Source organism: Flavobacterium davisii (assembly GCF_042182265.1).
Taxonomy (GTDB): domain Bacteria; phylum Bacteroidota; class Bacteroidia; order Flavobacteriales; family Flavobacteriaceae; genus Flavobacterium; species Flavobacterium davisii.
The window spans coordinates 1,430,572-1,442,987 of record NZ_CP097869.1 but is presented as its reverse complement, the minus strand read 5'-3'; the positions used below and the strand labels follow the sequence as shown (position 1 = coordinate 1,442,987).

Genomic DNA, 12,416 nt, shown 5'->3' with positions numbered 1-12,416 from the left:
TTAATGAGCAAAGATATAAATAGATTTTTTTAAAAAAATATTTTGGAGAAATGAAAAAAGGTTCTATATTTGCATCCGCATTCGAGAAGCAATAACGCTTTAAGAAATGGTACCTTAGCTCAGTTGGTAGAGCAACGGACTGAAAATCCGTGTGTCCCTGGTTCGATTCCTGGAGGTACCACAAATCAATAAATGATTAACGTTCAAAAAAAGAAATGGTACCTTAGCTCAGTTGGTAGAGCAACGGACTGAAAATCCGTGTGTCCCTGGTTCGATTCCTGGAGGTACCACATTAAAACCACTAATTATAATTAGTGGTTTTTTTATTTTAAAACAAATCCTTATAAAGAATCAAGAAAATCAAATTCTTTTTATTTTAGCATTATAAAGTGACTCCTACCTCAAATAAAACAAAATAAATCAAATTGAAAAAGACAAAATAGTATCTATAAAAGATATTAGATAACCCTGTTTTTAAAGCGAAACCTTAAAAACAGGGATTAAATTCAAATTTAAGTGGCTCTGAACCTTGATTTTATTGACAGATTATCATCTCTAAACAAACTCCGTTAATCCTAACAACATAAGGGATGATAATGAAACTTTTTTATTGCTCTAATAATAAAGATTGGATAAAAAATGTTTCTTCAAAATAACTTTAACTTTCCTTTCAATTATAAATTAACTTTCATAAACTCTTCCGCCTTATCTACCATATTATAACTTCCACAAAAGAAAGGGACTCTTTGGTGTAATTCAGTAGGTTTAATCTCCATGATTCTATTGTAACCATCAGATGCTTTTCCGCCAGCTTGTTCTGTTATAAATGCCATAGGATTGCATTCATACAAAAGCCTTAGTTTCCCCTTAGGTGCTTTTGAACTAGGAGGATACATATAAATACCTCCTTTAATCATGTTTCTATGAAAATCAGCAACTAAACTTCCAATATAACGAGAAGTATAAGGACGATCACCTTCTTCTTTTTGGCAGTATTTTAAATAATCTTTTACCCCTTGCGGAAAATGAATATAATTTCCTTCATTAATTGAATAAATCTTACCGTCTTTTGAAAATTGCATATTAGGATGCGAAAGATAAAAAGTACCTATTGCAGGATTTAATGTGAAGCCATTTACCCCATTTCCTGTAGTATATACAAGCATTGTAGAAGTCCCATAAATAACATATCCTGCAGCCACTTGATTAATTCCTGGTTGCAAAAAATCTTCTAATTGAACGGGAGTACCTACTGGTGTAATTCTTCTGTATACAGAAAAAATAGTTCCAACAGATACATTTACATCTATATTAGAGGAGCCATCTAGAGGATCCATTAAAACGACGTATTTGTCATTATGACTATTATCAGCTCCTGAAATAGTAATAAAATCATCATTTTCTTCACTAGCAATACCACAAACGATTTCTCTGTTAATTAAAGTTTGGATAAAGACTTCATTTGCATATACATCTAGCTTTTGTTGATCTTCTCCTTGAATATTTGTTTCGCCTGCAGCGCCCACAATATCTACAAGACCAGCCTGTGTTACTTTATGATTAACAACCTTAGCAGCTAAGCGTATAGAGTTGATAATCCTTGATAGCTCGCCTGAAGAATATTGAAAATCATTTTGTTTTTCTATTATAAACTCACCAAGAGTTCTGTTGCGTTCTTCCATATTTTTATGCAGTTAGTATTGCAAAGATGGCATTTATTTTTTAAAAATAAAGTAACTAAAATAATGTAAGTGTAATGTTTAATTAAAATAAGCGGGCACTAAAAGAATCATGATTCGATCTTTTCAAATATTTCATTAAATATAACTTATCACGATGTGTTTTTGTTTTAAAAATTGTAGAAAATTTTTATTCTGTGAAGTTGTTTAAAATAAATTATACTTCTCTTATCTTTGTTCGTGTCTGTATTGAAGGTAACTAAATAAATTTAAAAAAGATGAAAAAAATACAATTGGCAGTAAGTTTATTGACTTTAATGCCTTTCGCGATGAATGCGCAAATTAATTTGGGCGAAAAAGCACTAGGTGCTTTGCAAAAAGGAGTAGCAAGTTTTACATTTTCTGATGAAGATGCAGTCCAATTATCCAAAGCTTCTATTGAAAAAATGGATAAAGAAAACCCTATTGCGGGACCTAAAGATCCTTATACATTACGATTAAATAAGCTTTTTGGTAAACATAAAACAGAAAGTGGTGTAACACTTAACTTTAAAGTTTATAAAGTGAAAGACGTAAACGCTTTTGCTTGTGCTGATGGAAGTGTACGTGTTTTTCAAGGTTTATTAGATGCAATGGACGACAATGAAGTATTGGCGGTTATAGGACATGAAATAGGTCACGTTGTTAATCATGATACAAGAGATGCCATTCGTGCTGCTTATCAAAAAGAAGCCTTAGTAGATGCTGTAGGATCACAAGTAAAAGGAGTGGCTGCAATAAGTGAAAGTGCTTTAGGAAAAATAGGAAGCGCAATTATAGATAGTCGTCATAGTCAAAAACAAGAATCAGAGGCCGATATGTTTTCGTATGACTTCATGAAAAAACATGGCTATAATGTAAATGCCGTAGAATCTGCCTTTACTGTATTGGCCGGTTTAAGTCAAGGAGCTGATGCTGGTTTTATGTCAAAAATTATGAGTTCACATCCAGACCCTAAAGATCGCGCAGAAAAAGCAAAGCAAAGAGCGGAATCAGAAGGACTTTACAAACCTTATGTTCGTCAGTTAAAAAAAACAGCTACACCCACTAAGAAGAAAAAATAATGAAAGAGTTTACCATTCGTAGAGGCACGGCACAAGATATGAAACAAGTATTGCTTCTTATAAAAGAACTAGCATTATTTGAAAAAGAACCAGAAGCCGTAGTGATAACAGAAGAAGATTTAATTCGAGATGGTTTTGGAACTAATCCTTTGTTTCATACTTTTTTAGCTGAATCAGAAGGAGTAATAGTTGGCGTAGCACTCTATTACTATCGTTATTCTACTTGGAAAGGAAAAACAATTCATTTAGAAGATTTAATTGTTACACAAAATAAACGAGGGACAGGTATCGGAATAGCCTTGTATAAAGAAATTATGAAACAAGGTGATTTGGATGGAGTCAGACGTATTGAATGGAATGTTTTAGATTGGAATACAAACGCTATTGCTTTTTATGAAAAATCAGGAGCAAAAGTATTAAATGACTGGCGCGTTGTTCAAATGAATGAACAGGGATTAAAAGAATTTTTAAACAATAAATAATCAGTCTCAAGATTTAAATAATAAATATCTTGTATCTTGAAAAAAATAGTGATATGAAAATATTCAAATTTGGTGGTGCCTCTGTTAAGGATGCAGCGAGCGTAAAAAATGTTTTTGATGTACTTCAAAAAGTAGGATATGAAGAAGTTTTATTAGTAGTATCTGCTATGGGTAAAACAACTAATGCCTTAGAAGAAGTTATAAAAAATTATTTTGAAAAATCGCCTCATTTAAATGCTTCTATTCAGGAAATTAAGAAATATCATCATCAAATTTTATTAGATTTATTTGATAATGAAAATCACGAAGTCTTCTATGATATTAATGAACATTTTGCAGATTTTGAATATTTTTTAAGAAGTAATAAATCACCAAATTATAGTTTTGTTTATGATCAAATTGTAAGTTTTGGCGAAATTATTTCTACTGCGATTATATCGCATTATATGAATTTTAAAGGAATTCAATCTCAATGGTTAGATGTTCGTAATTATATCAAAACAGACACCAATTATCGTGATGCAAATGTTGATTGGGAAAAAACACAAAAAGCTATTTCTAAAATAGCTAAAAAGAAACAATTATTTGTTACACAAGGTTTTTTAGGTTCTGATGAAAACGGTTTTACAACCACTTTAGGTCGAGAAGGATCCGATTATACAGCCGCCATTTTTGCTTATTGTTTGAATGCAGAAAGTGTTACCATTTGGAAAGATGTCCCAGGCGTTATGAATGCCGATCCTCGTTATTTTGAAAACACTAATTTACTTCATCAAATTTCGTACAGGGAGGCTATAGAATTAGCCTTTTATGGTGCCAGTGTCATTCATCCTAAAACCTTGCAACCCTTACAGCGAAAAGAAATTCCTTTATATGTTAAATCATTTATTAATCCATTATTAGCAGGAACCAGCGTAGCAAAAGGACAAGACCTAGAACCTAAGATGCCTTGCTTTATAGTAAAGAAAGAGCAGATACTACTTTCATTATCTTCAATAGATTTTTCTTTTATCATGGAAGAAAATATCAGTGAAATTTTTGCATTACTTCATAAATACAAACTAAAAGTAAGTCTTATACAAAATTCAGCTATTAGCTTTTCAGTTTGTGTAGAAGATAAATACAATCATTTTCAAGAAATAGTAAAAGTACTTTCAAAAAAATTTAAAGTTACATACAACGAAAACGTTGCATTGTACACTGTAAGACATTTTGATCAAAACGCTATTCATACAGTAGAAAAAGACAAAACCGTTTTAGTGAGACAAATGAGTCGTGAAACCTTACAAGTCGTTACAAAAGCGCAATAAATTTTCTAGCAACCTCTCTCTTTTCTGGGTTAACAAACGGAATGCAATAAAAATAATGGACTATTCTCCAACAAAACAAACGCATTCCACTCATTCCCTAAATAGATAGAAATAAGCAAAAACAATCGAGCTATGTGATGGTCTTCATCTATTGAAGTCCATCGCTTATAGCTTTTAGTGCAATAGTATTTCAATAATTGCAATATCTTTGACTGATCTGAGTTAATAAAATATGTTGCAAAGTCAAATTCGTTTCCTAATCTACTTTATGTGTTTTCCTCTCGTGTTGAAAGCACAGGAAACTTTGTACAAACATAAAAAAATGCCCGTAGCAAAACAGGCAATATCTATAGATAGTACTAGCATTAATCCTTCTCATTTTATTTTGTATGATAAAAACAATAAGAAAATAGATTCTACTTTGTATAAGGTAGATTTTGCAAAAGCTACAATTCAATTAGATTCTTCTCTAAAAAAATTAGATAGTATTTATATTGATTACCTAAAATATCCAAGTTTTCTTACTCGAAGTTATTCCTTTTATAACACCAAAAGACTCGTATCTTCTACTGATTCAGGTATTTTTTATAAAACAGAAAGTCATCTTGTAAACACATTCAAACCTTTTGAAGGATTAGATACATCAGGAAGTATTACTCGTGGGCTAAGTATAGGTAATAATCAAAATGCAACAGTTAATTCTAATTTAGATTTACAAATAATAGGCAAGTTATCAGATAAAGTAAGCATAAGAGCCTCTTTACAAGATAATAATATTCCCTTGCAAAACGGAGGCTATTCACAGAGATTAGACGAGTTTGATCAAATTTTTGTAGAGCTCTTTTCAGATAAATGGTCTTTGCGTGGGGGTGATTTATTTTTAGAAAACAGGAAATCTCGTTTCTTAAATTTTAACAAAAAAGTACAGGGCGTTTCTGCTCGTGTTAATTTGGGCGTTTCTCCTATTAATACAGAATTAGCTCTTTCAGGAGCTGTTGTTCGAGGACAGTATGCAAAAAGTACTTTTATAGGACAAGAAGGGAATCAAGGGCCTTATAAACTTCGCGGACCCAATGGGGAGTTATATGTACTCGTTATATCAGGATCTGAACGAGTGTATGTAAACGGAAATTTACTAGAAAGAGGAGAAAATAATCAATATACAATAGATTATAATGCAGGCGAACTGACTTTCACTTCCTTGTTTCCAATTAATTCAGAAATGCGAATTGTGGTGGAATATCAATTCTCAGAAAGAAGTTTTACCCGTTTTGTTACTTATGGAGGTGCTATCCATCAAGGAAACAAATGGCATTTAGGCGGTTTTGTATATTCAGAAAATGATGTTAAAAATCAACCACTTCAACAAAATCTATCTTCTGATCAAATTAAAATTTTAACAGATGCAGGGGATGATCCAATCTTAATGAATGCCCCTTCGGCTACTATAGAACCTTATACAGATAAGAAAATTTTATATAAAAAAATTTCTACAGGAACGACTATCATATACACATTTTCGAATGATCCAAAAGAAGTACTCTATCAAGTAAAATTTTCTTTAGTCGGAAAAAATAAAGGAGACTATATCGTAAAAGCTACTGTTGCTAATGGACGAATTTATGAATACAAGCCCCCTCTTGGAGGAATAAAACAAGGAGAATATGAACCTATTATACGATTAATAGCCCCTTCAAAATTACAAATAGCTACAATTTTAGGTGGTTATAAAGCTTCAGAAAAAACAGGAATAGACTTTGAATTGGCGGTCAGTAATCATGATTTGAATTTGTTTTCAGATTTAGACGATCAAAACAATAAAGGAATAGCGGGGAAATTTAATATTCGCCAAAAAATAATTTCTAAAAGAAACTGGGGGCTTACCTCTATAAATGATTTACAATTTATTCAAAAAGAATACAAAGCTATAGAGCGTTTGTTTGCAATTGAATTTGATAGAGATTGGAATTTAAAAGAGTCAATAGGTAGTCAACGATTCATTTCATCTGCTTTACAGTTAGATTGGTCAAAAAAAACAAGAGGGAAATACCAATTTGAAAACTTAGTTTTTTCAGAAAGCTTTACTGGCACAAGACATCTTTTTTCAGGGATTCATCAAACCTCAAAATGGTTTATAAAAGAACAAGGAAGTTTGATGAATAGCCAAAGTAAGGAATTTAGATCCCAATTCTTGCGAAATCAATTGTATTTAAAATATAAATTTTACAAAAATTGGATTGGTGGTAGTCAACGATTAGAAGATAATCAAGAAACTATAAAATCAACCATGAAATTAACCAAACTAAGTCAACGTTTTACAGAATGGGGAGCATTTTTAGGCAGAGGTGATTCAACTAAAGTATACGCTGAAACAGGTATTCTTTATCGTTTAAATGACTCTTTACAATCAACCGTATTAAAACGGGTAAATCGTTCATCTTCCTATTATTTAAATTCTAAACTAATTCAGAATAACCAAACCGATTTATCGATTTTTATTAATTATCGTACATTAAAGTTTGAAGGCAATAAGAAAAATGAATCCTCTTTAAATTCAAGATTACTTTATAATCAGCGTTTTTTTAATGATTTTATTCAATACGGATTAAGTTACGAAACACTCTCAGGAAGTATTCCTCAACAAGAATTTAATTTTATAGAAGTAGAACCCTCAAAAGGAGTTTATGCTTGGAATGACTATAATAAAAATGGCATTCAAGAACTACAAGAATTTGAAATAGCACAATTTCCTGATCAGGCAAAGTATATAAAAGTATTTTTACCCAATCAAAATTTTATCAAAACACATCAAAACAAATTTTCTCAGTCTATAACACTAAATCCTTTTTATTGGACAGATAAAAAAGGATTTCAAAAAATTCTGTCTTTCTTTTATAACCAAACAAGTTTTTTAATAGACAAAAAAGTAAAAAAAGAAGGAGAACGATTTGATTTCAATCCTTTTGAAAGTTCAAAAGATCAGTTATTAGGACTTACCTCTAATATACGAAATAGTTTGTTTTACAATAAAGGAAAACAAAATCATTCTGTTGTATATAATTTTATAACCAACGAAATAAAAAGTTTATTAGTAGCAGATGAAATAAAAAACACTAATATCAGTCACCAATTATCCTATACCCATTTATTAAAAAAATATTGGTTACTTAATATTAGTGGGAGTATTTCTGAAAACAAGGTACATTCCGCCAGTTATTTAAGTAAGAATTTTCAACTTATAGAAAAACAATTTGAAACAAAAATAGGGTATTTATTTTCAAAAAATACAAGTATTAATTTGTTTTACGAAATTCAGAAAAAAAGCAATAAAATAGGAATGTTTGAAAGTTTATATCAAGATCGTTGGGGATTTTCATTTAATGTTGCAACGCTAAAAGGCTTTATATTAAATGGAGAATTGGTTTATATTAACAATCGTTTTGAAGGCAATTCTTTTTCTCCTGTAGGTTTTCAAATGCTAGAAGGCTTACAAGTCAATAAAAATTTAACTTGGCGTGCACTACTCCAAAAAAATCTTACGCAATATTTAGATATTAATTTAAATTATCAAGGAAGAAAAAGTGAAACTTCTCAAACTATACATACAGGTAATATTCAATTACGGGCTTTCTTTTAACAAAGTTTATCGCGAAATTTAGGTTTAACTTCGTTCAGCCACTTTGTTCTAACTGAACAAAGTAAGCTGACAAAGAAAACAGATATCGTTTTAATCATGAGGTAACAATTTAAATAGTAAATTGTTTCTTCTAAAAGAGACTCATTCAAAAAAGATTAATTAATAATAAGCTTATTGTTATAAATTTTATCACTTGTTTCAATTCTATAAAAATAAACACCTGCTTTTATAGAACTATCTAAACTAATTTTATTGTCATAAACCAGTTTTTTTACTATTAATTTCCCATTACTATCATAAAGAGTAAATATTAATTCAGTATGAATACCATCAATTACTAATGGTTCGCCCACTACTGTTGGATTAGGATAAACAGTTAATATTTTTTGAGAATCCGTTTGATTTGTTTCTAAAAGGATTGAAGAATATGTACTACTAGCACTAGTTCCTGCTACATACAGTTGGTTAGATTGATTTATAGAGGTTCCAGAAAAACTTATGGTTTGACCATTTAAAGCGGTAGCTATTCCATTTTGTGTCCAACTAGATTGTAAATGTCCGTTACTAATTCTTTTAAAAAGAATAAGACTGGAAAGATTAGTAGCAGAAATACTAGATACAGGAGTTAAATCTATAGAAGAAAGTCCTGAAAAGGATGAATTAGTTCCATAATTATCTAAAATCCAGTATTCATTACCATTTGACTCAGTCGTTGGAGTTTCATTAGGGGAAACATTTAGTTTAGATACCACAACTTTTCCATTAGGAACTTGTCCTGTAAAGTTAAGACTAGCATTAACTGATGAAAAGTTATAGATACCCGTGTTATTTATTGATAATAATTGACTACTACCTACGCCTATTGGAGCCGTTGATATTGGAAAGGATATTGTGTTAGAAACCGTTAAATTATTAGCGTTTACTTTGTCATAAACCAATCCATTATTTATAGTGTTATTAAATTGATAATAGGCAATTAAATTAGGATCGGTTACAGCAGGCCTAATCAAGTGTCTATTTAAATAAATTTCATCATCCGTTAGAGCTCTATTCCAGAAAGTAAATTCTTCCATCTGTCCTTTAAAAGTCCTATCATTTCTACCATAGTCTTTCCCTAAAATGATTTTATTTAAGATAGTGGCTCCAAAAGCACCTGTTATAGACCAGCTTTTATCATTTACAAAGAGGGTAATTTTAGTAGGTGTAATTCTAAAAGCGACAAAACTCCACTGATCAGCAGGAGCATATAATCCTGTTGCATAATTGTAATATCCACCATTAAAATGAAAACCTATTTCATTATTAGAACTTCTAAAATTTAATAGTGTTTTTTGTTTATCTCCGAAACAAGCAATTCCAGCCCAAGAAACTTGTGTACCATTTGGTTTTATCCAACCAGAAAAAGTTAAATCCGTTGTAGATCCATAACTCATGTCGTTAGAAAAAATAGATTGAGTATCCGAGTTCATTTCTAAGACCTGTTTTGACGGACTTTCTATAGCACAACTAGAAGGCAAAACTTCTATCATGTTTTCTACCGTTTTTGTACTGGTACGACCATCCGCATCTGTTATAGTTAGTGTAACATTATAACGACCAGGTGTAGCGTATGTTACTAAAGGATTACGAATAGAGGTAGAGGAAACACTATTTGCACCAGGAAAACTCCAATCCCATTTAGCACCTGTGTGATTTAGAACTGAGTAATCATCAAATTGAATTACAGTTCTACTACAATCAATGGATTGATTAGAAACCATCGGTTGTGCTACAGGTACACTTTTTTCAAAAAGAGGCGATTTCCAAAAACCACGTCTAGAACTAATTCTTACTTCACTACTTTTATAAAAAGGTTTTATTCCTATTAAACGCAAACCAAGTGGTAGTCCTGTATTAAACAATTCCCAATCGGTCATATTAGAATTTCTATAGTAAATTTTATTAGTACCAGCTACCGCATAATAAACCCCATCATTTGTTCCTAATTGAGGAGCTATATAATAACAACCTAAATTTTGAATAGTAGGAGTTGTTAGATTGATCCAAGTGTTTCCTAAATCTAATGATTTGAACGCTTTTCCAGTTCCACCACCAAATCCTATGAAAAGTGTATTATTTTCATTCATACTAAAATATAATCGACCATCTGTGTTAGGAAGATTTATTAGAGTCCAATTAAGTCCACCATCTAAGGTCTTCCATAGTTTAGCTATAGAACCTGATCTATGAACTACAAAAATTATATTAGGATCTAATCTAGAAACTTCTACCGCATATACTTTATCTGTACTAACTCCAAATTCTTTAAGCAATGTAAAAGAGGTTCCGCCATCTAAACTTTTCCATAATTTATTATCCTTTGTTAAGTATAAATGATTATAATATCTAGGATCATACGTTATTTGCCCCCTTACGTCAGGAAAAACGGATTCATTCGGAAACATACTTAATCCGTTGGTCCATTGTACAGGAGTGGCAAAATCTTTGGATATTTTATACGCTGAAATATCAGAGTGATATACTTTTAAGTTATCTCCTAAAGCAACATAACCGGTTGAAGATTCGCCTCCTCCCAATGAAATAAATTTTCCATCGCCATAATTAGCATGATATACTGCATTTCCATTATGATAACGACCCGAGGTTACTACGTCTTCATTCCATCCTTGACCAAATCCCCAATTGTCAGAGGATATAATTCCTTTATTTAATCCTTTAATGATGTTTAAATTACTATCATATAAGTCAACCCCACCATCTGTAGCTACAAATACATCATTGCCATTTATTAAAATATCCTGATGATCGGGATGGCGATAATAAGAAGGACAATTATCACAAGCGTATCCTCCCCATCGTGTGTATGTTTTTCCTCCGTTTTCACTTTTAAAAAGATTAAGCATGCCAATTAAAAATTTATTAGGATCTGTATCCGACACGTCTATTGCCAAATTATAAAATCCTTGGTCGTAAGTACCTCCATTCGTTCCAAAACTAGAAAAACACCAATGATCAGCACTATAAGGCCCTCCAGGATTATTATTAGGTACGCCATCATTGTTTTGATCATACGGTAAAGTCCAACTGTCTCCCGTGTTATCACTTCTGTATACACCTATAAAATTAGCGTCTATTGCTTGGTTTTCTACATTACCTAGCATAATTACATATATTCTATTTCCATCTGCTTTTGTAAGTCCCATTCGAGCTCCCCCTATAGAACTTGTTGCAGTAGGAACAAACCATCCTTGGCTTTTCAGAGAAAAAGTATTACCTGCATCAGTAGATTTATAAAATTCAGTTAATTTTAGTGTATTGTTTGATTTTAACAAAAATACAGTATTTGGATCGTCAACCTTAAATTTTACATCCCAACAGCTTTCTGTAAAAACTTGTGTCCAAGTTGTTCCTCCATTAGTTGATTTGTATAAACCTTTATTACCAGCAGCAAAAACCAATTGGTTGTTTTGTGGACTAATGGCAAATTCATAAATTCCTAAACCACTAACATTCAGTACTGAATTCCAAGAATATCCCCCGTCAGCTGATTTATATATTCTGGAACTCGAAGCTACAAAAACATTATTTTCATTAGTAGGGTCAATTTCAACACATGAGGTATCATCATTAAAGTAATCCCCGCCAACTAAAAACCAATTTTCTCCTTTATCGTTACTTTTAAATGTACCACTTGTTTCTGTAACACAAAATAAGACATTAGGATTTGAAATAGATTGCGCAACAGAATACACATTGGCTTGATGTGACTCTGTTTTCGTACCGCCATTATTATACGTATTTATAGGCCCTATAGGAGTCCAACTAGAAGTACTTATAATTCTATTACGAATCTCTTTTTTATTTTTTTCAGTCATATTATCTCTGGGGATAATATCTCCTTTTTCATTTATCCAGTTATTAGTATAAACGTAATTAATGAAATGTTTATAGTTTTGAGTGTGTATTGTTTTAATAAAATCATGCTTTTGATAATAAAGATTGTATTCTTTTTCTATTTCATAAAGATTAGGATTTTCTCCATACATAAGCTGTACCCATTTGGGATCCTCTTTTTGTATAGGAATTAAAGATTTAAATAAATGTGGAAATTTAGGTTTGGGTTCATAAAAAGTAGAATTTTGAGAATAGCCTATGTTGGCCAAAATCAAAAATAAAATAAGATACAGTTTTTGTTTCATAAGTAC

The 12,416-nt window shown here is 31.3% G+C and carries 6 protein-coding genes and 2 tRNA genes; 6 read left to right on the top strand and 2 right to left on the bottom strand.

Annotated elements, in window-relative coordinates; translation table 11 throughout:
* Window positions 1-108 precede the first annotated feature (108 nt).
* Window positions 109-181, top strand: a tRNA-Phe gene (locus NAB20_RS06015).
* Window positions 182-217: 36 nt separating this feature from the next.
* Window positions 218-290: transfer RNA gene (locus NAB20_RS06010), tRNA-Phe, on the top strand.
* A gap of 384 nt (window positions 291-674) precedes the next feature.
* Here the strand turns inward: NAB20_RS06010 and fbp are convergent.
* Window positions 675-1,682 carry a class 1 fructose-bisphosphatase gene (fbp, locus tag NAB20_RS06005; protein WP_105196319.1) on the bottom strand — a complete coding sequence of 336 codons (1,008 nt, stop codon included), beginning with the start codon at window positions 1,680-1,682 and terminating at the stop codon, window positions 675-677.
* A gap of 275 nt (window positions 1,683-1,957) precedes the next feature.
* Between fbp and NAB20_RS06000 the strand changes: the two genes are divergently transcribed.
* The 4 genes from NAB20_RS06000 (at window position 1,958) to NAB20_RS05985 (ending at window position 8,211) form a co-directional block, all read left to right on the top strand.
* Window positions 1,958-2,782: a M48 family metalloprotease gene (locus tag NAB20_RS06000; protein ID WP_088391417.1), complete on the top strand. Its 825-nt coding sequence runs from the start codon at window positions 1,958-1,960 to the stop codon at window positions 2,780-2,782.
* Complete coding sequence (locus tag NAB20_RS05995; RefSeq protein ID WP_088391415.1) at window positions 2,782-3,264, top strand: GNAT family N-acetyltransferase; 483 nt, start codon at window positions 2,782-2,784, stop codon at window positions 3,262-3,264. Before NAB20_RS06000 ends, NAB20_RS05995 begins: the two co-directional genes overlap by 1 nt.
* A 53-nt stretch (window positions 3,265-3,317) precedes the next feature.
* A complete protein-coding gene (locus tag NAB20_RS05990; RefSeq protein ID WP_105196320.1) occupies window positions 3,318-4,574 on the top strand; it encodes an aspartate kinase in 1,257 nt (418 codons plus the stop codon).
* A 232-nt stretch (window positions 4,575-4,806) separates the two neighbouring features.
* Window positions 4,807-8,211, top strand: coding sequence for a hypothetical protein (locus tag NAB20_RS05985; RefSeq protein ID WP_105196321.1), 3,405 nt, complete (start codon window positions 4,807-4,809; stop codon window positions 8,209-8,211).
* A gap of 155 nt (window positions 8,212-8,366) precedes the next feature.
* Here the strand turns inward: NAB20_RS05985 and NAB20_RS05980 are convergent, their stop codons facing one another.
* Complete coding sequence (locus NAB20_RS05980) at window positions 8,367-12,410, bottom strand: LamG-like jellyroll fold domain-containing protein (RefSeq protein WP_375605690.1); 4,044 nt, start codon at window positions 12,408-12,410, stop codon at window positions 8,367-8,369.
* Window positions 12,411-12,416: the final 6 nt, after the last annotated feature.

Coding starts and splice junctions, on each gene's coding strand:
- NAB20_RS05990 (WP_105196320.1), top strand. CDS start 3,318: ATGAAAATATTCAAATTTGGTGGTGCCTCTGTTAAGGATGCAGCGAGC.
- NAB20_RS06000 (WP_088391417.1), top strand. CDS start 1,958: ATGAAAAAAATACAATTGGCAGTAAGTTTATTGACTTTAATGCCTTTC.
- fbp (WP_105196319.1), bottom strand. CDS start 1,682: ATGGAAGAACGCAACAGAACTCTTGGTGAGTTTATAATAGAAAAACAA.
- NAB20_RS05980 (WP_375605690.1), bottom strand. CDS start 12,410: ATGAAACAAAAACTGTATCTTATTTTATTTTTGATTTTGGCCAACATA.
- NAB20_RS05985 (WP_105196321.1), top strand. CDS start 4,807: ATGTTGCAAAGTCAAATTCGTTTCCTAATCTACTTTATGTGTTTTCCT.
- NAB20_RS05995 (WP_088391415.1), top strand. CDS start 2,782: ATGAAAGAGTTTACCATTCGTAGAGGCACGGCACAAGATATGAAACAA.